The organism is Streptomyces sp. NPDC059373, from assembly GCF_042751495.1.
Lineage (GTDB): Bacteria > Actinomycetota > Actinomycetes > Streptomycetales > Streptomycetaceae > Actinacidiphila.
The window spans coordinates 78,684-102,429 of the sequence record NZ_JBHYXC010000006.1 but is presented as its reverse complement, the minus strand read 5'-3'; the positions used below and the strand labels follow the sequence as shown (position 1 = coordinate 102,429).

Below are 23,746 nucleotides of genomic sequence, written 5' to 3'. Positions count from 1 at the left end.
TCCTGTGTGCGGGGGGTGGAGGTGCTGTGCGGTTGGGTGGGTGGGTGTGTGGGTTTGTGGGTGCTCCTACGCCGCGCGGCGTGCCCGGGCGCGGTGGGCCGAGATGAGATCGCCGTAGCGGTGTCCGCTGCCCTTGATCGTGCGGCGCTGGGTTTCGTAGTCGACGTGGACCAGGCCGAAACGCTTGTCGTAGCCGTACGCCCACTCGAAGTTGTCCAGCAGCGACCAGGCGAAGTAGCCCGCCAGCGGGGCGCCCTTGCGGACCGCCCGTGCGCAGGAGGCCAGGTGCTCCTCCAGGAAGCGGGTCCGCTCGGGGTCGTCGATGGTCCCGTCGGCGCGAACGACATCCGGGTAGGCGGAGCCGTTCTCGGTGACGAAGAGCCGCTGTGCGCCGTACTCCTCGGTCAGCCGCATCAGCAGCGTCTCGAGGCCGTCCGGGTGGACCTCCCAGTCCATCCCGGTGTGACGGGCGCCGGCCGGGTCCACCTGGCGGGCGTTGGGCAGCGGCCCGGTCGGGTCGGCGGAGACGACCATGCGGAAGTAGTAGTTGACCCCCAGCCAGTCCAGCGGGGCGGCAATTGTCGCCAGGTCGCCGGGCTGCTCGGGCAGGTCGACTCCGTACAGGTCCAGCATGTCCTGCGGGTAGCCGCGGCCGTGGATCGGGTCGAGCCACCAGCGGTTGCTGTGGCCGTCGGCGCGGACGGCGGCGGCGTGGTCCTCGGGGCTGTCGGTGGCCGGTTCGCAGGGGCTGAGGTTGTTGACAATGCCGACCTGGGCGTCCGGAACGGCCGCCCGGATCGCCTGGACGGCCAGGCCGTGGCCCAGGTGCAAGTGGTATGAGGCGTGTACGGCAGCGGTGATATCGGTGAGCCCCGGCGCCATCCGGCCCTCCAGATGGCCGATCCACGCCGAGCACAGCGGCTCGTTGAGGGTGCACCAGTTCTGGACCCGGTCCCCGAGCCGCTCCGCCACGGCCCCCGCGTACGCGGCGAAGCGCTCGGCCGTCTCCCGCTCGGGCCAGCCGCCGCGGTCCTGGAGCACCTGCGGAAGGTCCCAGTGGTAGAGGGTGGGGAAGGGGGTGATGCCGGCGGCCAGCAGGCCGTCGGTGAGCCGGTCGTAGAAGTCCAGGCCGGCCACATTGACCTTGCCGTCGACGCCCGGCACCACCCGGGGCCAGGCCACGGAGAACCGGTAGGCGTCCACGCCGAGCCGCTCCATGAGCCCGATGTCCTCGCGCCAGCGGTGGTAGTGGTCGCAGGCGACGTCACCGGTGTCGCCGCCGTCGACCATGCCCGGGGTGTGGGAGAAGGTGTCCCAGATGGACGGTGAACGGCCGTCCTCAGCCACTGCCCCCTCGATCTGGTACGACGCGGTGGCCGCGCCCCAGAGGAAGTCGGCGGGAAGACGGTCGAGCTCGTTCTGGGGCTCTGTCACGGGAGTCCTTTCCGGTGTGATCACTTGACGGCTCCGGCGGTGAGGCCGGCCACGAGGTAGCGCTGCAACAGCAGGAATCCGGCGACGACGGGCACACTCACCACCAGTGACGCGGCCATGACCTGGTTCCAGTACACGTCGTTCTGTGTGGCGTAACCCCGCAGGCCGACAGCGAGCGTGCGGGTGGTGTCGTTGGTCATCACGGAGGCGAAGAGCACCTCGCCCCACGCGGTCATGAAGGCGTAGACGGCGACCGCGACGATGCCCGGCGTGGCCGCCGGAACGACCACCCGGAACAGGGCGCGCAGCGGGCCGCAGCCGTCCACCAGGGCGGCCTCGTCCAGATCCCGGGGGATCGAGTCGAAGTACCCGATGAGCATCCAGATGGAGAAGGGCAGGGAGAAGGTCAGATAAGTGAGGATCAGGCCACCGCGCGATCCGTACAGCGCGATGCCCGTCGTGTTGCCGATGTTGACGAAGATCAGGAAGAGCGGCAGCAGGAAGAGGATGCCGGGGAACATCTGCGTGGACAGCACGGTCACCGTGAAGAGCCGCTTGCCGCGGAAGCGGTACCGGCTGACCGAGTACGCCGCGAAGATCGCGACGATCACCGAGCAGACCGTCGCGGCGCCCGACACGATCAGGGAGTTCCCGAAGTACCGGGCGAGCGGCACGGTCTGCCAGATGTCGAAGTACGGGCGCAGGGTCAGCCCGCTCGGCACCCAGCGAAAGGCCCCGGAGACGTCCTGCAGCGGCTTCAGCGAGCTGCTGAGCATGACGTAGACCGGCACCAGGACGAACAGCGAGATCAGTGACAGCCCGACCCTGCGGGTCCAGAGGAAGGACCGGGGCGGGGCCATCGGACTGACCGGGGCGGCGGTCCTAGACATCCTGCCTCCTTCGGGAGGTGGCGAGCAGATAGACGGCCGTCACCAGGAGCAGGAACAGCAGCAGCAGGACGGACATCGCCGAGCCGGAGCCGAAGTTCCAGGTGACGAAGGACGCCTGGTAGATGTGGATGGAGATCACGTCGGCGGCTTCCGGCGCGGAGTTGCCGAACAGCACGAACGGCGTGTTGAAGTCGTTGAAGGTCCACAGGAACAGCACGAGGACCAGCACCTGGTTGACCGGCCGCAGCGAGGGCATGGTGATCTTGCGGATCTGCTGCCACATGCCCGCGCCGTCGATCGCGGCCGCCTCGTACAGCTCCCGTGGGATGTTCTGCAGACCGGCCGTGATGATCAGGAAGGCGAAGGGCCAGCCCTTCCACACGGACACGATGAGCAGCGCGTAGAAGCTGTTGTCCCCGATCAGCCAGAACGGATGGTCGGAGGTGAGGTGGAGCTGGTCGTGCAGTACGTGGTTGATCAGGCCGTTGTCCCGCTGGAACATGAACGCCCAGGTGATCACCGCCGCGTAGACCGGCAGCGCGTACGGGACCAGGAACAGCGTCCGCAGCACGCCCCGGCCGCGGAAGGAGTCCTGCATCATGAGCGACACGAACGCTCCCAGCAGCCAGCACATGCCGACCGACAGGGCGGTGAACGCGCAGGTCACCCAGAAGGAGTGGAGCAGCGCCTTGCCGATGGGGGCGTTGAAGTCCAGGGCGATGCGGAAGTTGTGCAGGCCGGCCCAGGGCGCCTGGGTCCAGTTGCGGATGAAGAACTGGGTGATCCCGCGGAAGCTCATGACGATGCCGAGGATCATCGGCACCAGGTGGATCAGGAGCTCCAGCAGGATCGCCGGGAGCAGCAGCATGTAGGGCAGGCTCAGGTTGCGGAGGCGGCCTGCCCGGCGCGGGCGGCGGGCCGGCCCGCCCCGCCGGCCATCGGCCGGACGGGGCGGGCCGGAGCCGGCCGGGGCTGCTTGGGATTCGTCGGCGGCAGCCGTGGTGGGGGGTGTCATGCTCCGGCCTCTCACTGCTGCATCTGCTGCTGGGCCTTGTCCAGCGCTGCCTTGACGGATGCCGTGGTGACGGGCTTCCCGGCCGCGGCGTCCGCGAACAGGCCCTTGACGGCGGTGCCGACTGCGGTCTCGAACTGCGACTCCGTCGGGACCTGCGGCAGCGGCGTGGCGCTGGTGGCGAGGGCGTTGCGGAGCGGCTTCATGGCCGTGGTGTTGAACGCCGGGTCACTCTGGGCCGACTTGACCGGCGGTATCGAGCCGTAGGTCTTGTTGAGGATGATCTGCTCGGCGTCGCTGGTCATGAACTTCACGAACTTCACGGCGCCGTCGACGTTCTTGGAGTTCTTGAAGACGGCCATGTTGATGCCGGCGACCATCGAGTTGGTCTGCTGGCCGGTGCCCGGGGTGCCCGACTGGACGGGGACGGGGGCCACGCCGAAGTCGCTGTCCTTCATGCCGTACGACTTGAAGGTGCTGGCCGCGGTCTGCCACAGCACCATCGCCGTCTTGCCCTTGGCGAAGTCCTGCAGGGTCTGGTTCTGGGCGTACTCGGCGCTGCCCTTGGCGACGATCTTGTCCTTGGCCATGAAGTCCACCCACTGCTTCACACCCGCGACGGCGCCGGGGGAGGTGAAGGTGGGCTTGCCGGCCGAGTCGTAGAAGTCACCGCCGTGCTGCTTGGCCAGCACGAAGGCCTGGTGGATGTTGTTGGAGAGGTTGGCGCCCTCCAGGCCGAGGCCGGACTGCCCGCTCTTGGTGAGCTTCTTTCCGTCGGCGACCAGCTCGTCCCAGGTGGCGGGCGGCGTGGTGATTCCCGCGTCGGCGAAGAGCTTCTTGTTGTAGTAGAGCGCGTACGCCATCGAGTACAGCGGGACGGCCGCCGGGTCCTGGCCCGCCGCGCCCGCCGAGCCCACCGCGGAGTCGGTGAACCGGTCACGGCCGCCGATCTGCTGGAAGTGGCTGTCGTCCCAGGGCAGCAGGGCGCCTGTGGCCTGGAGCGAGGAGGACCAGGTGTTGCCGATGTTGAGCACGTCGGGGCCCTGGCCGGAGGAGGTCGCCGCCAGGATCCGGTTGAGGAGGTCGCTCCAGGGGACGACTTCGAGCTTGACCTTGATGCCCGTCTGCTTCTCGAACTTCTTCAGCTCCGGGGTGAGGGTCGCCTTGTCGGCCTCGACATTGGGTCCCTGGTTGCTGGCCCAGTAGGTCAGCGTCTTGGAGGAACCACCGCCCCCGCCGGAGGTGTCGCTGCCCCCGCCGCAGCCCGCCGAGGCGGCGGCGAGGGCGAGGACGGTGGAGACTACGGCGGCGGCTCTGATCATGCGCATCGGGTTGTGCCCCTTCCAGGGGTCGGCCGGGTTCGACAGAACCGGCCTCACGGCTTAATTTAATGCGTGAGTTAAGACGCGAAGGAAGCTGCGGTCAAGACTCCCGGCACAATGTGTTGCGGAGCGGGAGAGGAATCGCATGGGCGAGCGCAACGGCCGGACGGTACGTGACCTGCGAAGGGGGAGTCGGGCTGCGGTTCTGCAACGACTTTATTTCGCAGGTCCGTTGAGCCGGCAGGAGCTCGGCCCGGCGACCGGCCTGAGCTCCGGGTCCATCAGCAACGTGGTCGGCGACCTCGTGGCCGAAGGGCTGGTGGAGGAAGCCGGTGCGGTGGACTCCGACGGCGGCCGCCCCCGCACCCTGCTGCGTGTCGCCCCCGGTCACGGCTGCGTCATAGGGATCGACGTCGGCGAGACCCGGGTCCGCGCCGCGCTTTTCGACCTGTCCCTGAGCGAGGTCGCCCTCACGGAACGCCTGCTGAGCCGGCACGTATACGACACCGACCGGATCGTCCGGCACATCCTCGACGCCATGGCCGACCTGCTCCGGGACACCGGGGCCCGCCCCGACCGGCTGCTCGGCGTCGGCATCGGCGTGCCGGGTATGGTCGTGCCGGACGCCGACGGCCACGCGGTCGTCCACGGCCAGACGATCGGCTGGGACGCCGTCCCCCTGGAAGCCGTCGTGCGAGCCGAGGCCGACATCCCCGCCCATGTACGCGTCCACGTCGACAACGGCGCGAAGACCCTCGGCCAGGCCGAGACCTGGTTCGGCGCCGGACAGGGCGCCCGCGACGTGGCCGTCGCCCTGCTCGGCTCGGGCGTGGGCGCCTGCATCGTCAAGGGCGGCACCCTCGGCGGCGCCGCCGACGGCACCGCGATCGAATGGGGCCACACCACCGTCCAGGTCGGCGGACGCCGCTGCCGCTGCGGCGCGCGCGGCTGCCTGGAGGCCTACGTGGGCGCCGAGGGGCTCCTGGAGCGATGGTACGAGGTGGGCGGCGAGGCGCCGGACGGCGACGACGAGACCGCCCTCGCCGCCCTCATCGCGGCGGCCCGGCCCCGCTCCCGGGGCCACCGGCCGGACCCCGCGGCCGCCACCCTGCTCGCGGAGACCGCCGAGTACCTGGGCGCCGGCGTCGCCACCCTGGTGAACCTCTTCGCACCGGAACGCATCCTCATCGGCGGCTGGGCCGGACTGCTGCTCGGCCCCGCGCTGCTGCCCGACGTACGCCGCCACGCCGAGGCGTACGCCCTGCGCTACCCGGCCGGGCGTGCCGCCATCGAGCTCAGCCGGCTCGGCGCGGACGCCGTCACCCTGGGCGCCGCGACCTTGCCGCTCGCCGACTTCCTGCAGCGCGGCGGCGCGGCGGCGGCGACCGAGCCCGCGGTGCAGGTCAGGCCGACTCCCGTACCACCAGGGACGCTTCGAAGATGACCGAGGTGACCGGCCGTCCCGGCTGCTCGACCTGCGAGACCAGCAACCGGGCCATCTCGGCCGCCATCTCCTCCACCGGCTGGTGGACGGTCGTCAGCGGTGGCCGGCAGACCAGCGCCGCACTGCTGTCGTCGAACCCCACGACGGCCACGTCACCGGGGATGCTCCTGCCGTGCTCCCGCAGTACCTGGCAAGCACCGCGCGCCATCAGGTCGTTGGCGCAGAACACCCCGTCGAGGTCCGGGTGGTCGGTCAGCAGCCGCTCCATCGCCGCCTCGCCGCTCTCCTGGGTGAAGCGGCCCTCGGCTATGGGCATGTACGCGTGCCCGTGCCGCGCCATGGCGTCCCGGAACCCGGCAAGGCGGTCCTGCCCGGCCGGTACGTCCAGTGGCCCGCAGATCGTCGCGACCCGCCGGCACCCCCTGGCCAGCAGCCGCTCGGCGGCCAGCTCCGCGCCGCCGCGGTGTGAAAGGTCCACGTAACTGATCGGCAGCGGGCGGGCCGGGCGCGCGAACAGCACCGCCGGCACACCCGCCTCGACGATCATGGCGGGCAGCGGGTCCTCCGCGTGCGTGGACACGATCAGCGCCCCGTCGGCCCCGCCCCGGCGCAGGAAGGCGACCACCTGCTCCCGCTCCCGCTCGGTCTCGGCGAACTGGAGCACGGCCGCCGCTCCGCGCGGCCGCAGCCAGTCGACCACCCCGGCCGCCACCCGCCCGAAGAACGGATCACCGAACACCTGCCCGGCGACCGCCGTCCGCTGCCCCGCCGGGTCCGCGCCGGCCCCCGACACCACCAGCGCCAGGGTGCCGGTCCTGCGGGTGACCAGCGAGCGTGCGGCGCGGTTGGGCAGGTAACCGGTGGTCCGCACCGCCTGCCTGACCACCTCCTGGATCGCCGGATCCACATTGCGCACCCCGTTGATCACCCGCGACACGGTCGCCCGGGAGACCCCGGCCACCCGCGCCACGTCCTCCAGCGTCGGGGACCGCCCCTCGACCGGCGCAGCATCGCTCATGGCAGCGTTATAGCACCCCGGGAGAACGCTCTCCCTCGGCGTGGCTTCGGCCTGACTTCGGCGCTGTCTCAGGGCGGCGGGCTCACGCGTACACCCCGAACTCGTAGAGGGAGTAGCCGTATGCGGTCCCCCGGGCGGTCAGCAGCAGCCGGACGTATCGGCCCGACCCGCTGACGTCGAAGTCGTCCACGCCGCCGGAGCCGGACGATGTGGAGTACACCGTCGTCCAGGTGCTCGCGTCGGTGGACGTCTGCACCTGGTACTCCTTGCCGTACGCCGCCTCCCAGCCCAGCTGCACGTGTTTGACCGCGGTGACCTGCCCGAGGTCCACCTGGATCCACTGCGGGTCGCTCCAGTCGCTGGCCCAACGGGTGCTCCAGTTCCCGTCGGTGGCGTTGGACGGGGTGAAGGAGCCGCCGCCGGTCTGGTAGGAGGACGCGGTGGTCGCCTTGCCCAGCGCCACGTCGGTGCCGCTGACCGGCGGGGCCACGACGCGGAAGGACCTGGTCTCGATGCCGACGTTGCCGTGGCCGTCGTAGGCGTAGACGTAGACCTTCCACACGCCGAGGGTCCTGGGGGCGGTGACGGTGAACCTGCCGTCCCCGGTCTGGGTGAAGGCGACGTTCTTCAGGCCCGTGCTGCCGTCGACGTACTTGGAGCAGTACATGAGCTGGTAGCGGATGGTGTCGCCGTCGGGGTCGGTCGCGGTGGCGGCGAGGGTGAAGGTGCCGCCGGCCGGGACCGTGCCGGTGTTGCTCAGGGTCATGGCGCTGATCACCGGAGGCGTGTCGGCCTGCGGCTTTCCGCCGTAGGCCTGGGCGACGGCGTAGTACGACAGCCGCTTCCAGCCGTGCGGCTCCAGGTTGAACCAGGCGCCGCCGAAGTCGTTCTCGGTCCCGTAGTGGAAGAGCGTGGCACCGAGGGCGACGCCGGTGTGGCCGGAGACGCACTTCCAGGCGTTGAGGTAGCCGTCGCGTTTTGCGGTGTCGGCGGGCTCGGTCGCCACGCCGTTGGAGTCGGCCGGGACCTCCCACTCGCCGGGCTCGCCGCTCTCGGTGACGATGTACGGCTTGGTGTAACCGCCGTCGGTCCAGGCCTGCTTGACGTCGCACACCGCGCCGTAGGAGTTCACGGCGTACAGGTCCAGGTGCGGGGTGTAGGCCTGGTAGTACTTCCAGGCGCCGGTCCAGGCGTCGGTGGAGGTCACCGGGTGGTTGGGGTCGATGGCGTGGATGGCCTGGGCGACGGTGTCGACGTACTTGGCGTAGGCGATGCGCTGCTGCTCGATCGCGTCGCCCGAGTAGTGGTCCTGGGTGGTGAGGATGACCTCGTTGCCGACGTCCCACATCAGGACGCCGGGATGGTCCTTGTAGGCCGTCACCCACTTCTTGATGTCGGCAAGGGTGTTGTTCATGTACGTCGTGTCGTTGACGTAGTCCGCGCCCTGGTTGAGCCAGAAGCCGTTGACGACCTTGAGCCCGTACGCGGCCGCCGAGTCGAGCAGCGGTTGGCTGGCGGCGTCGGTGCCCCAGGTGCGTACGGTGTTCACGCCGAGCGCCTTCAGGTCCCGCATGTGGGCGTCGGCGGTGGTGTTGGACGGGCCCCAGGTGACGCCCTTGACCTGGTAGGGCGAGCCGTTGACGGAGAGCTGCCAGGCGCCCTGCGAGCCGGTGACGTGGACGTCGCTGGCGCCGGAGGGCACGGAGGGGGTGGTGAGCGGGTCGGGGGCGGTGCCGGTGGTGGAGGAGACCGAGACGGCGTCGACGCTCAGGGTGCCGCCGGAGCCGGTGGTGGCGGCCGGTGAGGTGCAGCCGCACACCGAGTCGGGGTAGGAGCCGCCGATGCCCAGGTTGAACAGCAGGAAGACGCCCTGGTGGACGGCCTTCTCCCAGGTGGCGACGCCGACCTGGGACTCGTCGACCTGCCAGATCTGGTTGCCGTCCAGGGAGAAGCGGATCTGCTCGTCGGAGACGGTCCGGTCGATGACCTCCTCGTACGTGTGGTAACCGGTCTGGCAGCCGGCGCAGGTCGCCAGGCCGCTCGACAGGCCGTCGTACTCGTTGCAGTTGCCGCCCGGCGCGGTCCCGCAGTGCAGGGTGGCCGACAACTGGCTGCGTCCGTTGACGTTCTCCAGGATGTCCGCCTCGCCCGGCGCGGGCCAGGCGGTGGGGTCGGCGCGGTAGGCGGCGCCCAAAGCGCGGAAGGAGGGCCAGTAGCCGAGCGCGTCGGCGGGATCGGGCTGCTTGACGGTCGCGGAGATCCTCAACTTGCCGCCGGCCGGGGCCTGGAAGTCGCTGCGCTTGGTCTCGACGCGTCCGGAGGTCCAGGAGCTGCCGCTCTTGACGGCGGTGAGGTTCAGGTGGCCGTTGCCGTCCAGCCCCACGTTGGCGGAGGCTGCGCTCGAGGTCTCGACCTCACCCGTACCCCACTTCGCGGGGCCGTTCGCGTAGCCGGTGCCGGTGTCGACGGTCCAGTCGGCGGAGGCCGGTTGGCTGCCTGCCGCGCCGGTGAAGTCATCGCTCCAGAGCGTGTTCCAGGTGTCCGCCGGGGGCGTGGTGGACCCGCCGCCGTAGACCTGGAACTCCCAGAGCGAATAGCCGTAGCCGTTCGCGCGTGCGGTGCCGTAGAGGCGGACGTAGCGCCCGGTGCCCGTCACGTCGTGGGTCTCGGTGCCGCCGGTTCCGGTGCTGGTGGAGTAGATCGTCCGCCAGGTGGAGGCGTCGTCGGACACCTCGATCCGGTACGCGGTGCCGTAGTTCTCCCACTTCAGGACCACCTGGCTGATCGCGGCGGCCTGCCCCAGGTCCACCTGCAACCACTGCGGGTCACTCCACGTGCTCGCCCAGCGCGTGCCCCCGTCACCGTCCACCGCGGCGGCGGCGCCATAGGCATCGCCCTCGGCCGACGAGGCGGTGGCCGGTCTGCCCTGGGACAGCAGGGTGGCGGTCGCCGCGTGCGCGGGCGTCGGCGGTGCCGCGATCAGCGAGCAGAGGGCGAGACACAGGGCGAGCAGTGCGAGTTGGGCGAGCACGACGGGCCTGCGGTGCGGCGCGGCCATGGCATCTCCAGCGTGGGGAGTCGGGGAATGTGGGAGAGCGCTCTCCAAGTCCCGCGATGGTTGCGCCGGGACGTGTGCCTGTCAAGGGATCCGGACGCCCGGGCTGCCTATCCGGGTTGTGGTGGGCCGTCCGCCTGAGCCGGAAAGGGCTGGCACAACCCGGCCACGGACCTGACGCCGACGCATTCCTGGCCACCCGATATCGGGGGGCGCACCGTTGCCGCCCAACTCGAGGGCGACGGTTGCCGAATACGCGCGGAGGCTTGACACGTCGGGCGAGCGGGCCGAACGTACGGGAGAGCGCTCTCCAAGCCCCCGACCCTCCGTACGTCACCGGAAGGAAGCTCATGACGAGTGCCGAGGCCCTCACCGCCCCAGGCGAACTGGACTGCCTCCTCGGCAAGCTGACGCTCCGCCAGAAGATCAGGCTGCTCTCCGGGGACGGCACCTTCCGTACTCCGGCGGAGCCGGCGATCGGGCTGCGGGCGATGGTCTTCTCCGACGGACCGGTCGGGGTCCGTGGCGAGCACTGGGACGAGCGGGACACCGCGCTCGCCCTGCCGTCGCCCACCGCGCTGGCCGCCACCTGGGACGACGGACTCGTACGGCGGCTCGGCGGGCTGCTGGCGGCCGAGGCCCGCCGCAAGCAGGTCGACGTGCTGCTCGCCCCGACGCTCAACCTGCACCGATCCCCGGCAGCCGGGCGGCACTTCGAGTGCTTCTCCGAGGACCCTCTCCTCACCGCCCGGATGGGCGCCGCCCTCATCCGTGGCGTGCAGGACGGCGGTGTGGCCGCAACCGCCAAGCACTACACCGTCAACGACTCCGAGACCGAACGCCTCACCCTGGACGCCCGCATCGACGAGTCCACCCTGCACGCCGTCTACCTGGCGCCCTTCGAGGCCGCCGTGGCCGCCGGGGTGTGGGTGGTGATGGCCGCGTACAACCGGGTCAACGGCGCCGCGATGACGGAGAGTCCGCTGCTCTCCGACCCCCTCAAGGACTCCTGGGGGTTCGACGGGGTGGTGGTCTCCGACTGGGGCGCGGTCACCTCCACCGTCGCATCGGCCGGCGCCGCCCTGGACCTGGCGATGCCGGGACCGCACCCCGCGTGGGGCGAGGCACTGCTGCGGGCGGTCCAGGACGGGCGGGTGCCGCAGGCCGCGATCGACGCCAAGGTGCGCCGGATCCTGCTGCTCGCCGCCCGGGTCGGAGCCCTGAGGCCCGGGTCGTCCCCGGCGCCCCCGCCGGCCCCCGCACCGCACACCGCGCGCGCCCTGCTGCGGCACGCCGTGGCCGCCGGCACGGTGCTGCTCCGCAACGAGGGCTCCCTGCTGCCGCTGGACGCGACGGGCCTGCGCCGGGTCGCCGTACTCGGCCCCAACGCGGCCACCGCCCGCGTCCAGGGCGGGGGCAGCGCCGGCGTGTTCACCGGGCACTGCGTCTCCCCGCTGGCAGGCATCCGGCGCGCCCTGCCCGCCAGGGTCGAGGTGGTGCACGCCCCCGGCCCGCTCCCCTACGCCCGGCCCGCGCCGCTGCACACCGGGAACGCCCGTGACCCGCTGACCGGCCGGCCCGGCGTACGGCTGCGCTACCTGGACGCCACGGGGGCCCAGGTGCACACCGAACACCGGCTCAGCGGCAGGATCCTGGAGCCCACCGCACCCGGGGCCGACGTCACCCGGGCGACCGCCGTGGAAGTGACCGCGATCGTGACGCCGGGCGCCACCGGCCCGTGGCGGCTCGGCGTGGTGGGGCTCGGCCACGTCGTCCTGGAGGCCGGCGGCCATCGGCTGATCGACGAGCACGTCCCGCCGGAGTCCGCCGACCCGACGTACCTGCACGTCGCGCCGTCCTACCGCACCGCCACCTGGGAGGCCGAAGCGGGACGGGAGTTGACCGTACGGGCGCAGCGGCAACTGGACCCCGGCACCGGTCGGGTCATCGCCCTCACCGCCGACCCGCCCCCCGCCGACGATGAGCGAGAGCTCGCGCACGCAGTCGGGCTGGCGCGTCTGGCGGACGTCGCCGTCGTCGTGGTCGGCACCACCGACGAGATCGAGAGCGAGGGCTTCGACCGCACCACGCTCGCCCTGCCCGGCCGTCAGGACGAGCTGGTCGGCGCCGTGGCCGCGGCGAACCCCAGGACGGTCGTCATCGTCAACTCCGGCGGCCCCGTCGAACTGCCCTGGCACGAGGACGTCCGCGCCCTCCTGCTGGGCTGGTTCCCCGGCCAGCAGGAGGGCGACGGCCTGGCCGACGTGCTGTTCGGCGCCGCCGAGCCGGGCGGGCGGCTGCCCACCACCTGGGCGGTGCGCACCGAGGACGTACCGGTCCTGGACACCGCGCCGGTCGACGGTGTGCTCGCGTACGCCGAGGGTCCGTACGTCGGTCACCGCGCCTGGCGGCGCACCGGCAGGCGGCCCGCGTACTGGTTCGGCCACGGCCTCGGCTACACGACCTGGGCGTACGAGAGCCTGACCGCCGACGGCCCCGTGCACCCCGAACTCGGCCTGACCGTACGGGTCCGGGTGCGCAACACCGGCCCGAGGGCGGGCCACGAGGTCGTCCAGGTATACGTCTGCGAAAACGGCGCGGACCCGGCAGACCGCAGGCTCGCCGGCTACGCGACGGTCCGCGCCGAGCCGGGGGAGAGCGTCACGGTCCCCGTACGCCTCCCGGCGCGGGCCTTCCAGCACTGGTCCCCGCAGACCCGCCGCCGGCACATCGAGCCCGGCGGCTTCCACATCCATGCCGGTCCCTCGGTGGCGGACACGCCGCTGCGGGAGCACTGCGAAGGAGGTCCAACATGATCCGTAGATCCACGGCCCTGTCAGGAGGGCTGGTCGCCCTGGCACTCGCGCTGGTGGCACTGCTGATGGTCAGCCTCGGGAGCGTCACCGCGCAGGCCGCGTCGGGCGACGACCCCGACGGCGACGGCTACATCATGGCGAACCCGCCGGTGACGGGCGTCGTGCCCTCGACGTACTCCCCGCCGCACGCGTACTTCCACGAGTTCCAGGCCAACTGCTCGGTGACCCGGACCCTGAAGGACGACCCGATCGTCTTCCCCGGGCAGTCCGGCGCCTCGCACGACCACACCTTCATGGGCAACACCACCACGGATGCCAACAGCACCACCGCCTCCCTCGGCGCCGGCGGCACCTCGTGCAAGGCACCCGGTGACAAGTCGGGCTACTGGATGCCGACCCTGTACAAGGGCGGTCAGCAGATCCTTCCGGTCGGGCCACAGGTCATCTACTACAAGACCGGAGTCCTCGACTACACGAGCGTGCGGCCCTTCCCCAAGGGCCTGCGTTTCGTCGTCGGCAGTATGAACGCCACCCCGCAGCAGTTCCTGAGCGCGTCGGTCGAGGGCTGGGAGTGCGGCGACAGCTACAAGAACGCCGACTTCCCCGCCTCCTGTCCCACCGGCACCCAGCTCAACGTCCGCTATCAGGCGCCGAGTTGCTGGGACGGCAGCCACCTCGACGTGCCCGACCACAAGAGCCACATGGCCTACCCGGTCATCAAGGCGGGCACCAACGACTCGATCTGCCCGGCGGACCACCCGGTGGCCCTGCCGATGCTCGAGTTCAAGATGGCATTCCCGGTGGACGGCGACATGTCGACCGTCGCCCTGTCCAGCGGGCGTGGCTACTCCTTCCACTACGACTTCTTCAACGCCTGGGACGACGCCACGCAGGCTGCCCTGGTCACCCACTGCATCAACGGCGGCCTGCAATGCGACGCCCGTGGCTACGACCAGTCCCAGCCGGCGGCGGGTGCCGCGCTCAACGAGAACTACGAACTGCCGTAGGCGGCAGCGTCGGATGGGCTCGAACGGAGCCCATCCGGCGGCAAGGCGGCAAGGCGTCAGGGCGGCAGGGCGTCAAGGCGGCAAGGCGGGACTGCGGCAAGGGCCCGCGTCATCCGTCAGTTGTCGTCGTGCAGGAATTCCAGGACTCTCCGGCACTGGTCGGCCGTGCCGGCCGAGGCGTCGACCGCCAGATGCGGAACCGCCGGTGGGTCGAGGTCGATGAGTGCGAGGTACCGCTCCTCGTCGTTGAGCTTTCCACGGTCGCGGTCCGCCGAGCGCTCCCGTAGCCGTGCGAGCAGGCCGGCCGGCGCCAGGTACAGCCAGACCATGACCGGCGTCCCGCCCGCCGCGCGGAGCCGGCCGGCCGGCCGCTGCCAGGCCGCCGGGTCGCGGCGTTCCGTCGTGTAGGGGGCGACGAGGACGACCGGGCGGCCGCCCCGGAGGTTGTCCTCGGCCGCCGCGTGCAGGGTCTCGTAGCGCGCGGTCCTGGTGGCGCCGCCGAGGGCGGGACTGTCCAGGTCGTCGGTGCCGAGCAGCCCGGCGACCACCGCGGTGAGCGGGCCGGTGACGACGTCCTGGTCGAGCAGCACCGCCCCGAGAGCGCGTGCCAGGGCTGCGCCGAGGGTCGACTTCCCGGTCGCGGGCGGCCCGCACACGACGACGGCGGGCAGGCCGGTCCCGGCCGTGTGTTCGGTGCCGCCGGTGCTCACTGCGGCACCGTAACCCAGACGTGGGAAATGTTCCTGAAATCTGTCCTCTCCCTTGACGACACAACTACCCCGGCGCATAGTCCCCTTCCAGAGCGCGCCGTGACATCGATTACCCACTGGTCGTCACGCCAGGCAGAACGCCGCCAGTCATACGCCACCCACCTGCGGTAACAGTGATTTTCCGGGTCTGTGACAGGAGCCACCGTTGCTGATCGCCACGCCGAACCTGTGTCTGGACCGGACCCAGTTCCTCGCCCGGGTGGTGCCGGGTGCCGTCATGCGGGCGGCCGAGGTCGAGGTCACCGCGGGCGGCAAGGGAGTCAACATCGCCCGCGTGGTCCGGGCGTTCGGAGGGCGGGCCCTGCTCGCCGGGCTGGTGGCCGAGGAGGACCGGGGGCAGCTTCTCGGCCTGCTGGCCGCCGAGGGCGCGGAGGTCCTGGAGGTGCCCTCGCCCGGGCGGGTCCGGATGGCGATGATCATGATCGAGCGGGAGCTCGGCCGGATCACCGTGGTCAACGAACCTGGCGCGACGCTGGCACCCGGGGTCTGGGAGCGGTACGCCGCCGCGATCGGCACGCACCTGCCGGGCCGCGACGTGCTGGTCTGCTCGGGCAGCCTGCCGCCCGGGGCACCCGCCGACGGGTACGGCCGGCTGATCGAGGCGGCCCATCGCGAAGGAGTCCTCGCCCTGGTGGACACCGCCCCCGCCGCGCTGCGGGCCACGTTGGCCGCCGGGCCGGACCTCGTCGCGCCCAACCTCCAGGAGGCCGAGTCGGCGATCTCCGGTACGTCCGGAGCGGTGCTGGCCGATGCGCAGGTCAACGTCCCCGAACGGGCCGCCGAGGCGGCGCGGTCCTTGTGCCGGCTGGGCGCCCGCGCCGCGGCCGTCACCGCCGGGGCTGCCGGGATCGCCCTCGCCCACGCCGATTCCGGCGCCGTCCAGTGGATCCGTACGGTCCCGGTCGACGTCGTCAGCGCGGTGGGCGCCGGGGACTCCTTCCTGGCCGGGGTCGCGCTCAGCCTGCGGTCCGCCTCGGGTGCCGGGTCCGCCGTCGACTGGCGTGCGGCGGTGATGCGCGGGGCCGCCACCGCCACGGCGTCGTGCGAGCGACTGCGGGCCGGTGGCGTCGACCCCGCCCGGGCCGAGGCGCTGCTCGCGCGGATCGAGGCCCAGGGTCCGGCACGGGTCGTCGCCGGAGGCGGATCATGATCATGCCCCGGATCAAACTGAGCGAGGTCGCCCGGCTCGCGCGGACCAGCACCAAGACCGCGTCGCGGGTCATCAACGGCGACCCCCGGGTCTCCGCGGCGACCCGCGAGCGCGTGCAACAGGCCGTCACCGAACTCCACTACCGCCCCGACCCGCTCGCCCGCTCGCTGCGGCGCGGCACCGACGACACGATCGCCGTGGTCGTCGACGAGGTCTCCGACCCCTTCTTCACCCGGGTGATCGGCGAGATCGAACGGATGGCCCTGGACCGGGACATCACGGTCATCGTCGCCAGCACCCGCCGGCTGGCGGAGCGCGAACGGACCTTACTGGACGGCCTGGCACACCGCAGGATCGCCGGGCTGATCGTCGCGTCGGTCACCGACGACCACTCCTACCTCCGGTCGGCCCACTATCCGATCGTCTTCATCGACCGCGAGGCGATCGGCCTGGAGGCCGACGCCGTGCTGGTGGACGACCGGGCCGGTGCGCGGATGGCCGTCGAGCACCTCCTGGCGCACGGTCACCGCCGGATCGCGTACGTCGGCGACCAGCTGGACATCGCCACGGTCCGCCACCGCCTCGAAGGCTTCCAGGACGCGATGTCCGCGGCCGGAATCACGACGCCCGAGGACTACGTGGTCCACATGGAACCCCAGCTGACCCAAGGCCGCGACGCGGTGGAGAGGTTGCTGGCACTCGACGAGCAGCCCACCGCGATCTTCAGCGCGAACACCCGCTGCTCGCTGCTCACCCTGCCCACCCTGCACCGGATCGGACGCACCGACATCGCCTTCGTCTCCTTCGGCGACTTCGCGATGGCCGACGCCCTGACCCCGGCGGTCTCGGTGGTCAACCACTCGCCCGAGCTGATCGGCCGGCTGGCCGCGGACCGGCTGCTGCGCAGGCTCGCCGGTGAGGAACTCGCCACCGAGACGATCACCGCGCCGCTCGAGGTCCTGGCGCGCGGCAGCGGGGAGTTGGCGCCATGACCCTGCCTTACGCCGTGGTCGTGGGCGTCGACATCGGGACGACCGACACCAAGGCCCTGGTGAGCACCCCCGAAGGACGGCGGATCTCCCTCGCCCGCCGCCCCACCACCTGGACGACCACCGCCGACGGCCGCGTCGAGACCTCGGGCGCGGCGCTCCTGGATGACGTACTGGCCACCGTGGCGGACGCCCTGTCCGAAGCGGGCTCCGGCGTACGGGTGTTGGGCATCGGCCTGGCCGGACTCGGCGAGAGCGGCGTGGTCGTCGGCCCCCGGGGCGAGGAACTGTCGCCGGTCATCGCCTGGTTCGACGACCGTGGCGGACGCGAACTCCAGCAGCTGGACGCCGCACTGCTCGCCGACTTCCCCGCCCGTACGGGCCTTGCCCCCATCGCCCAGTGGACGCTGCCCAAGCTGCTCCACCTCCGCCGGACCGGCCGGGCCCCGCGCCCCGGCTCGCGCTGGCTGAACGTGCCGGAGTTCATCGCGTACGCCCTCTGCGGCGAGCAGATCAGCGAGCCGTCCCTGGCCTCCCGCACCGCGCTGCTCGACCAGGCGACCGGCGAGCCGTGGGACGACGCCCTGACGGCGCTGGGACTACGGCGGGACTTCCTGCCGCCGCTGCTGGCGGCCGGGGAGCCCGCCGGGCGGGTCACCTCGTGCGGGGTGCCGGAGTTGGCCGGTGCCGCCGTCACGGTGGCGGGGCACGACCACCCGGTCGCCGCGGTCGGGGCGGGCGCGGTGGGGCGGTCGGATCTGTTCGACTCCTGCGGGACCGCCGAGGTGTTGCTCCGCTCGGTGCCCGGCACCCTTGGCGACGGTGACCGGGCGCGCCTGGTGGGCCTCGGCATCGACGTCGGCCGCCACGCGCTGCCGGGCCACTCCGCGCTCATGGGCGGGATGCGGTCGGGGCTGCTGGTGCGGCGGATCCTCGACCTGGTGGGCGCCCACGATCCCGCCCGCCGGGACGCGCTCGACCGGCGCTGGGCACCGGACGCCGACCCGGCGGGCCACCTCTCGGTCCAGGGCGGCGCGGTCGAGGACAACGATGTCATCCTGCGGCTGCGGGACGGCGCGACGCCGGACGCGGCCTGGGCGGCGGCCCTCGCCCACATCGCCGACCGGACCTCCGCCCTGCTGGCGGACATGGAGAGCGTCGTGGGCGAGCACGGCCGGGCCGTCGCGGCCGGCGGCTGGACCCGGCTGCGGAGCGTCCGTACGAGCAAGGCCTCGGTCATCACACGGCTCGACTTCTGCCCCGTCGACCAGCCCGGCGCGCTCGGTGCGGCGCTGTTCGCCGCCTGCGCCGCGCTGGAGGGGGCCACCGTCGAGGCGCTGTCGCCGCTGTTCACCGTGGCGGACCCGCACCACCGATCCCGGAAGGAACAGACCACAGCATGAACCACGCGACCGATTCCCGTACTTCCCGTTCCGGACTCGCCGGCATCGCGGACGCCGCCGGTGTCTTCTGCATCGTGGCCATGGACCAGCGCAACACCCTCAAGCGGATGTTCGCCGCCGCCGACCACCCGGCCGAGACCTCCGACCTGCGGGCCGTGAAGGTGGATGTCGCGGCCGCGCTGACCCCGCTCGCCAGCGGGATCCTGCTGGACCCGGCCTATGGCGTGCCCGCCGTCACCGAAGCCCGTGCCCTGGCCGGGAGTTGCGGGCTGCTCGTCGCCGCGGAGCCCGCCGACCGTGGCGACTACCACGGCGAGCCGCGCACTCACCGCAATCCCGCCCTGGACGCCGCCTGGGTACGAGCCATGGGAGGCCACGCAGTGAAGTTCCTGGTCCAACTACGCCCCGGACGTCCACCCGGCGGGCCGGACATCGCAGCCGAGGTGCTCGACGTGGTGCGGGCCGTCGTCGCCGACTGCGCGGCCGAGGGCATCCCGTCGGTGATCGAGAACCTCATCTATCCGCTGCCCGGCGAGGAGTTGACGGACCGTCAACGCGAGGACCTGATCGTCGAGGCCGCCGCGCTGATCGCCGGGACCGGCGCCGACCTGGTCAAGCTGGAGTACCCGGGGTCGGTACGGGGCTGCCGGCGGATCGCGGAGGCGGTCCGGCAGCCGTGGGCGGTACTGTCCGCCGGAGTCGGGTTCGAGGAGTTCCAGCGGGTGCTGTGCGAGGCCTGCGAGGAGGGCGGCGCCTCGGGGTTCATCGCCGGACGCTCCATCTGGAAGGAGGCGGTGGGCCTGGACGGCCCGGCCCGCGCCGAGTTCCTCGACACGGTGGCCCGCCCCCGTCTGGAGACCTGCCTCACCGCCGTCGCCGGCCGCGCCCGTCCGTGGGCCGAGGCGGTGAGCGGACGATGACCGCTCTGCTGGAGGCCCGTGGGCTGCGCAAGGAGTACGGGCAGGTCCAGGCTCTCGCGGGCGCCGACTTCGAGGTCCGGGCCGGCGAGGTGGTCGCCCTGATCGGCGACAACGGCGCCGGCAAGAGCACGCTCGTACGCGCCCTGTCCGGCAGCGAGCCCCCGGACAGCGGGGCCATCCGCTTCAACGGCGAACCCGTCGAGATCAGCAACCCGACGGTCGCCCAGGCGCTCGGCATCGAGACGGTCTTCCAGGACCTGGCGCTCGCCCCGCATCTCGACCCCGTGCAGAACATGTTCCTGGGCCGGGAGGTGATGCGCCCGGGGGTGCTGGGCCGGCTCGGCTTCATGGACGTGGCCCGGATGCGCGAGCGCAGCCGAAAGGCGTTTGACGACCTGGGCGCGACCGTGGGCGACCTGGGCGGGCCGGTGGGTTCGATGTCCGGCGGGCAGCGCCAGGGCATCGCGGTCGCGCGTGCGGCGGCCTGGGCCAGCAAGGTCATCTTCCTGGACGAGCCGACCGCCGCACTGGGCGTCGTCCAGACCGCGCATGTCCTGGACCTCATCCGGCGGGTGAGCGCGGGCGGCATCGGGGTGGTCTTCATCAGCCACTCCATGCCCCATGTGATGGAGGTGTCGGACCGCATCCAGGTCATGCGCCGGGGCCGCCGGGTCGCGACCTTCCGTACGTCGGAAACCACCATGGAAGAACTGGTCGGGGCCATGACCGGCGCCTTCCAGCAGGAACAGGAACTGGAACAGGAACTGGAACTGGAACTGGAACAGGGACAGGGACAGGGACAGGAAAAGGAACAGGGAGAGGCGTGATCGTGGCAACGACGACCGGCGGCGGGACGAACACCGTCATCACCGACGCCTCACGCGGCCAGCGGCTGCGGCGGCTGCAGGCGCTGCAGATCCTGGTGCTCCTCGCCGTCACGATGGCGGTCTTCAGCGTCGCCCGGCCCGACACCTTTCTGACCGTCTTCAACATCCGCGGCATCGTGCAGAACACCTCCATCTACGCGGTGCTCGGGGTCGGCATGACCTTCGTCATCATCACCGGCGGCATCGACCTGTCGATCGGCAGCGTGCTGGTGTTCAGCGGTGTCGTCGCCGCCAAGACGATGGACGCGATGGGCGGCCAGGGCTGGGGCACCGCGCTGGCCGGCGCCGCGGTCGCGTGCGGCTGCGGCCTGGGCTGGGGCCTCTTCAACGGTTTCATGATCGCGAAGGCCAAGGTGCCGGCGCTGGTCGTCACCCTGGGGACGCTCAGCGCGGCGCTCGGCTTCGCGCAGATCATCACCAAGGGCCTGGACCTGCGGTCGGCACCCCAAGTGCTGGTCAGCAAGGTCGGATTCGGGAATGTGGTGTGGCAGATCCCGACGCTGTCCGTGATCGCCGCCGTCGTGGTGGTCATCGGCATCGTCCTACTCCACCGGACGCGCTTCGGCCTGTACACGTACGCGGCCGGCTCCAACGCCGAGGCCGGCCGCCGCGTCGGTCTCGATGTCGACCTGCACCTGATCAAGGTGTACGCACTGGCCGGACTTCTCGCCGGGTTCGCCGGAATCCTGAACCTGGCCTTCTTCCAGTCGACCACGATCGGTGGCCAGTCCAACACGCCGCTCAATGTGATCGCCGGTGTCGCGATCGGCGGTACCAGCCTGTTCGGCGGGGTGGGCTCGGTCTTCGGGACCGTCGTCGGGCTCTTCATCCCGATCGTGCTCCAGAACGGCTTCGTGCAGACCAACGTCCAGCCGTTCTGGCAGCAGGTGGTGGTCGGTGCCGTGCTCATCGCTGTGGTCTACGTCGATCAGAAGCGCCGCACCTCGGCACAGCGTGGGAAGTCCCCACGCTTCTCTTTCCTGAAAGGACGCACACGATGAACCGTAAGATCGTGTTCCGCGCGGCGGTCGCCTCGCTTCTGCTCACCGTGACGGCGGCATGCGGCTCGGGCTCGTCCGGCTCTTCCTCCTCCGCCTCGGGCAAGGCCTACAAGATCGCCTTCATTCAGGGGGTCTCGGGCGACGCGTTCTACATCACCATGCAGTGCGGCGTGCAGGCGGAGGCCAAGGCCGAGGGTGTCACCGTCACCACGCAGGGCCCGCAGAAGTTCGATCCGACTCTGCAGACCCCGATCCTGCAGTCGGTCATCGCGTCGAAGCCGGACGCCATCCTGATCGCACCGACCGATGTCTCCTCGATGCAGCAGCCGATCGCGCAGGCCAAGGCCAACGGCATCAAGGTCGTGCTCGTGGACACCACCGTGCAGGACCCGTCGGTGGCGGTCTCCGCGATCGCCTCGGACAACTCCGGCGGCGGCAAGGCGGCCTTCGATGCCGTCAAGAAGCTGGCACCCAAGGGCGGCAAGGTCCTCGTCGTCGGTGTCCAGCCCGGCATCAGCACCACCGACGCCCGCGACAAGGGGTTCGCCGACGCGGCGAAGGCGGACCCGGCCTTCACCTACCTCGGCGTCCAGTACTCCCAGAACGACCCGGCCAAGGCCGCGTCCATCGTCAGCGCGGCCCTGCAGAAGGACCCCGACATCGTGGGGATCTTCGCCTCCAACCTGTTCTCCGCCGAGGGCACCGCCACCGGCGTCCGGCAGGCCGGCAAGCAGAACAAGGTCAAGATCATCGGCTTCGACGCCGGGCCCGACCAGGTCAAGGCGCTCAAGGACGGCACCGTACAGGCCCTGATCGCCCAGCAGCCGGCCACCATCGGATCCGACGGCATCCAGCAGGCGGTCAAGTCCCTCAAGGGAGAGTCGACCACCGCTTCCATCAAGACCGGCTTCACCATCGTCACCAAGGACAACCTGAACTCCGCGGCGGGCAAGGCGGCGGTGTACAAGGCAGGTTGCTGAAACGGCTGCCAGGCGAGCGGGCACGCGCCGCTCGCCTGGCTCTCCTGTGAGCGGACGTCAGAGAAGCCTCCGGCGTGGGGTCAACGGGCCCGGATCAGACCTCGCAGGACCTTGCCTTCGGTGGACAGGCAGAAGTTGCCGCTGTCGAAGCGCGGTGAGTCGCCGAAGGTGAGGTACAGGTACTTGAAGTTCTCCGCGAAGCCGTACGCGGGGAAGAGGTCGCCCTGCGCCATCGGCGAGGTGGTCACGTCGTCGATGATCGTGTAGCCGTTCGCCGTCCTGGCGTGCGCCTTCATGCCCTGGAAGTACTGGTACGCGGTGGTGGCGTAGTACGGATCGCGGGTCTTCAGGTACAGGTCGAAGGACGCGTTGGCGTACTCCGGGCGGAACTGGTTGCCCTTCGAGGTCGGCTCGAAGGTGGTGTAGTCGATCTCCTCGGGCAGCACCGGGAAGGCGTCGAGGACTGCCGTCCACGATGTGTAGTACGCGGCGCCCAGCGGCAGATCGCCGCCGTACGCGAGCACCTCGGCGTAGAAGGAGGCCAGCTCGGACTGGGTGCGGCCGACCAGCTCCCCGCTCTGGTAGTGGACCTGCTTGTACCAGGTGTGGCCCTGGTAGGTCTCCGTCGCGTACGTGGTGAGCGCGCCGTTGAGCAGCTTGTACCAGGCCCGGCAGTCCCGGTCGCCGAGCAGCGCCCAGCCACCCCACAGGTACTCGTAGAACGAGTCGGTGGGCGGGTTCGGGGCCTGGTCGGTGGTGTCGGCCGGGCGGCCGGTCTCGACGTCGAGATAGGTCGCCAGCAGGTTGATCGACGACCTCGTGGCGATCGCGGACCGGTAGGCCTTCTTGGCCGCCCGGACGTACTTCGGATCCCCGGTGATCCTGGAGAGCAGCCCGAACTCCATGATGTTGGTGCCGATCTCGGCCAGCGGCGGGGTGTTGCCGCGTACGGCTCCGGTGCGCAGATTGACGTACTGGTAGGGCATCCCGGTCGGGGACTTGGTGAAGGCCGGAAGCAGCCGGTCGGTCAGGTCCACCGTGAGGGCGAGGAGCTTGGTGTTGCCGGTGGCCAGATAGCCGGCCAGGAGCCCGCCGACCACCCGGATGATCGCCTCGAAGACGTGGAAGTCGCCGTCGATGTCGAAGCTCAGGTTCTGCTCGATCCAGGCGACCCCGGCGTCGAGTTCGTCGTCCAGCTCCATCACGTACAGCGTGTCGAGGGCCTCGATGATGGACAGGCCGATCGGCGCTCCGTCGACGAAGAACTCGTTGGTTCCGCCGGAGAGCGGACGCACCTCGTCGTGGCCCCAGGCGAACTGCTTGTACCCGTTCCAGGCGTGCAGGAATTCCGCCTTGACCTCCTGCGCCGCCGCTCTGCGCGACGGGACCTTCGGTGTGCTGCTGCTGATGCCGGCGGCCGAGGCGCTCGGGGCCAGGCCGCCCAGCCCTCCGAGGAGGCTCAGCCCGCCCGCCGCGCCCAGTGTCGTCAGTACCCCTCGACGGGGGAGAACAAGACCCACAACCAGCTCCTTCGCTGCTCGGACCGACCCCGGGCCTGCCATGGCAGCCGGGCACCGGACAACGTTGTCAGAATGAAACGCTGACGGGAAGTCACGGCGGGAGCGACTTCGCGCCAAACGGACGCGAC

Annotated in this window: 18 protein-coding genes; 10 read left to right on the top strand and 8 right to left on the bottom strand. The window is 71.1% G+C overall.

Annotation, left to right across the window (positions count from 1 at the left end; translation table 11 throughout):
• Positions 1–66: 66 nt before the first annotated feature.
• From ACFXJ5_RS13165 to ACFXJ5_RS13150, 4 genes are read right to left on the bottom strand one after another with little or no spacing between them, the layout of a single operon-like run.
• Complete coding sequence (locus ACFXJ5_RS13165; RefSeq protein ID WP_384630446.1) at positions 67–1,434, bottom strand: GH1 family beta-glucosidase; 1,368 nt, start codon at positions 1,432–1,434, stop codon at positions 67–69.
• Between the two features lie 20 nt (positions 1,435–1,454).
• Entirely contained in the window at positions 1,455–2,324 is an 870-nt protein-coding gene (locus tag ACFXJ5_RS13160; RefSeq protein ID WP_384630445.1) for a carbohydrate ABC transporter permease, read from the bottom strand.
• Entirely contained in the window at positions 2,317–3,339 is a 1,023-nt protein-coding gene (locus ACFXJ5_RS13155) for a carbohydrate ABC transporter permease (protein ID WP_384630444.1), read from the bottom strand. The genes ACFXJ5_RS13160 and ACFXJ5_RS13155 overlap by 8 nt, the downstream gene beginning before the upstream one ends.
• An 11-nt stretch (positions 3,340–3,350) precedes the next feature.
• Positions 3,351–4,664: an extracellular solute-binding protein gene (locus ACFXJ5_RS13150; protein ID WP_384630443.1), complete on the bottom strand. Its 1,314-nt coding sequence runs from the start codon at positions 4,662–4,664 to the stop codon at positions 3,351–3,353.
• 139 nt (positions 4,665–4,803) lie between these two features.
• Between ACFXJ5_RS13150 and ACFXJ5_RS13145 the strand changes: the two genes are divergently transcribed.
• Entirely contained in the window at positions 4,804–6,102 is a 1,299-nt protein-coding gene (locus tag ACFXJ5_RS13145) for an ROK family protein (RefSeq protein WP_384630442.1), read from the top strand.
• Here ACFXJ5_RS13145 and ACFXJ5_RS13140 read toward each other — a convergent pair.
• Both ACFXJ5_RS13140 and ACFXJ5_RS13135 read right to left on the bottom strand, forming a co-directional pair.
• Positions 6,062–7,120, bottom strand: coding sequence for a LacI family DNA-binding transcriptional regulator (locus ACFXJ5_RS13140; protein WP_384630441.1), 1,059 nt, complete (start codon positions 7,118–7,120; stop codon positions 6,062–6,064). The two genes, ACFXJ5_RS13145 and ACFXJ5_RS13140, sit on opposite strands and share 41 nt — an antisense overlap.
• 82 nt (positions 7,121–7,202) lie before the next feature.
• Entirely contained in the window at positions 7,203–10,178 is a 2,976-nt protein-coding gene (locus ACFXJ5_RS13135; RefSeq protein ID WP_384630440.1) for a discoidin domain-containing protein, read from the bottom strand.
• 347 nt (positions 10,179–10,525) lie between these two features.
• On the opposite strand from ACFXJ5_RS13135, the gene ACFXJ5_RS13130 reads away from it, so the two are divergent.
• Complete coding sequence (locus tag ACFXJ5_RS13130) at positions 10,526–12,991, top strand: glycoside hydrolase family 3 C-terminal domain-containing protein (protein WP_384630439.1); 2,466 nt, start codon at positions 10,526–10,528, stop codon at positions 12,989–12,991.
• Positions 12,988–13,998, top strand: a complete 1,011-nt coding sequence (locus tag ACFXJ5_RS13125) for a DUF1996 domain-containing protein (protein WP_384630438.1) — start codon at positions 12,988–12,990, stop codon at positions 13,996–13,998. Before ACFXJ5_RS13130 ends, ACFXJ5_RS13125 begins: the two co-directional genes overlap by 4 nt.
• A 116-nt stretch (positions 13,999–14,114) precedes the next feature.
• Here the strand turns inward: ACFXJ5_RS13125 and ACFXJ5_RS13120 are convergent, their stop codons facing one another.
• Entirely contained in the window at positions 14,115–14,708 is a 594-nt protein-coding gene (locus ACFXJ5_RS13120) for an AAA family ATPase (protein WP_384630437.1), read from the bottom strand.
• Between the two features lie 205 nt (positions 14,709–14,913).
• Here ACFXJ5_RS13120 and ACFXJ5_RS13115 point away from each other — a divergent pair, with 205 nt between their 5' ends.
• Genes ACFXJ5_RS13115 through ACFXJ5_RS13085 form a run of 7 tightly spaced genes read left to right on the top strand, consistent with a single transcriptional unit; the run spans position 14,914 to position 22,098 of the window.
• Entirely contained in the window at positions 14,914–15,918 is a 1,005-nt protein-coding gene (locus tag ACFXJ5_RS13115; RefSeq protein ID WP_384630436.1) for a 1-phosphofructokinase family hexose kinase, read from the top strand.
• 2 nt (positions 15,919–15,920) lie between these two features.
• Positions 15,921–16,910, top strand: a complete 990-nt coding sequence (locus ACFXJ5_RS13110; protein WP_384630435.1) for a LacI family DNA-binding transcriptional regulator — start codon at positions 15,921–15,923, stop codon at positions 16,908–16,910.
• A complete protein-coding gene (locus ACFXJ5_RS13105) occupies positions 16,907–18,310 on the top strand; it encodes an L-fuculokinase (RefSeq protein ID WP_384630434.1) in 1,404 nt (467 codons plus the stop codon). Before ACFXJ5_RS13110 ends, ACFXJ5_RS13105 begins: the two co-directional genes overlap by 4 nt.
• On the top strand, positions 18,307–19,230 hold the full coding sequence (locus ACFXJ5_RS13100; RefSeq protein WP_384630433.1) for a hypothetical protein: 924 nt from the start codon (positions 18,307–18,309) through the stop codon (positions 19,228–19,230). Before ACFXJ5_RS13105 ends, ACFXJ5_RS13100 begins: the two co-directional genes overlap by 4 nt.
• A complete protein-coding gene (locus ACFXJ5_RS13095; RefSeq protein ID WP_384630432.1) occupies positions 19,227–20,057 on the top strand; it encodes an ATP-binding cassette domain-containing protein in 831 nt (276 codons plus the stop codon). Before ACFXJ5_RS13100 ends, ACFXJ5_RS13095 begins: the two co-directional genes overlap by 4 nt.
• 2 nt (positions 20,058–20,059) lie before the next feature.
• The gene (locus ACFXJ5_RS13090; RefSeq protein ID WP_384630431.1) at positions 20,060–21,118 is read left to right on the top strand and encodes an ABC transporter permease; all 1,059 of its coding nucleotides are present in this window, start codon (positions 20,060–20,062) and stop codon (positions 21,116–21,118) included.
• Positions 21,115–22,098, top strand: coding sequence for an ABC transporter substrate-binding protein (locus tag ACFXJ5_RS13085; protein ID WP_384630430.1), 984 nt, complete (start codon positions 21,115–21,117; stop codon positions 22,096–22,098). The genes ACFXJ5_RS13090 and ACFXJ5_RS13085 overlap by 4 nt, the downstream gene beginning before the upstream one ends.
• Positions 22,099–22,178: 80 nt before the next feature.
• On the opposite strand, the gene ACFXJ5_RS13080 is transcribed toward ACFXJ5_RS13085, so the two are convergent.
• The gene (locus ACFXJ5_RS13080; protein ID WP_384630429.1) at positions 22,179–23,618 is read right to left on the bottom strand and encodes a glycoside hydrolase family 47 protein; all 1,440 of its coding nucleotides are present in this window, start codon (positions 23,616–23,618) and stop codon (positions 22,179–22,181) included.
• Positions 23,619–23,746 lie beyond the last annotated feature (128 nt).

Bases quoted from the DNA above. Each gene is read 5' to 3' on its own strand.
- ACFXJ5_RS13160 (WP_384630445.1), bottom strand. From the start codon at position 2,324: ATGTCTAGGACCGCCGCCCCGGTCAGTCCGATGGCCCCGCCCCGGTCC.
- ACFXJ5_RS13155 (WP_384630444.1), bottom strand. From the start codon at position 3,339: ATGACACCCCCCACCACGGCTGCCGCCGACGAATCCCAAGCAGCCCCG.
- ACFXJ5_RS13150 (WP_384630443.1), bottom strand. From the start codon at position 4,664: ATGCGCATGATCAGAGCCGCCGCCGTAGTCTCCACCGTCCTCGCCCTC.
- ACFXJ5_RS13145 (WP_384630442.1), top strand. From the start codon at position 4,804: ATGGGCGAGCGCAACGGCCGGACGGTACGTGACCTGCGAAGGGGGAGT.
- ACFXJ5_RS13140 (WP_384630441.1), bottom strand. From the start codon at position 7,120: ATGAGCGATGCTGCGCCGGTCGAGGGGCGGTCCCCGACGCTGGAGGAC.
- ACFXJ5_RS13135 (WP_384630440.1), bottom strand. From the start codon at position 10,178: ATGGCCGCGCCGCACCGCAGGCCCGTCGTGCTCGCCCAACTCGCACTG.
- ACFXJ5_RS13130 (WP_384630439.1), top strand. From the start codon at position 10,526: ATGACGAGTGCCGAGGCCCTCACCGCCCCAGGCGAACTGGACTGCCTC.
- ACFXJ5_RS13125 (WP_384630438.1), top strand. From the start codon at position 12,988: ATGATCCGTAGATCCACGGCCCTGTCAGGAGGGCTGGTCGCCCTGGCA.
- ACFXJ5_RS13110 (WP_384630435.1), top strand. From the start codon at position 15,921: ATGCCCCGGATCAAACTGAGCGAGGTCGCCCGGCTCGCGCGGACCAGC.
- ACFXJ5_RS13105 (WP_384630434.1), top strand. From the start codon at position 16,907: ATGACCCTGCCTTACGCCGTGGTCGTGGGCGTCGACATCGGGACGACC.
- ACFXJ5_RS13100 (WP_384630433.1), top strand. From the start codon at position 18,307: ATGAACCACGCGACCGATTCCCGTACTTCCCGTTCCGGACTCGCCGGC.
- ACFXJ5_RS13095 (WP_384630432.1), top strand. From the start codon at position 19,227: ATGACCGCTCTGCTGGAGGCCCGTGGGCTGCGCAAGGAGTACGGGCAG.
- ACFXJ5_RS13085 (WP_384630430.1), top strand. From the start codon at position 21,115: ATGAACCGTAAGATCGTGTTCCGCGCGGCGGTCGCCTCGCTTCTGCTC.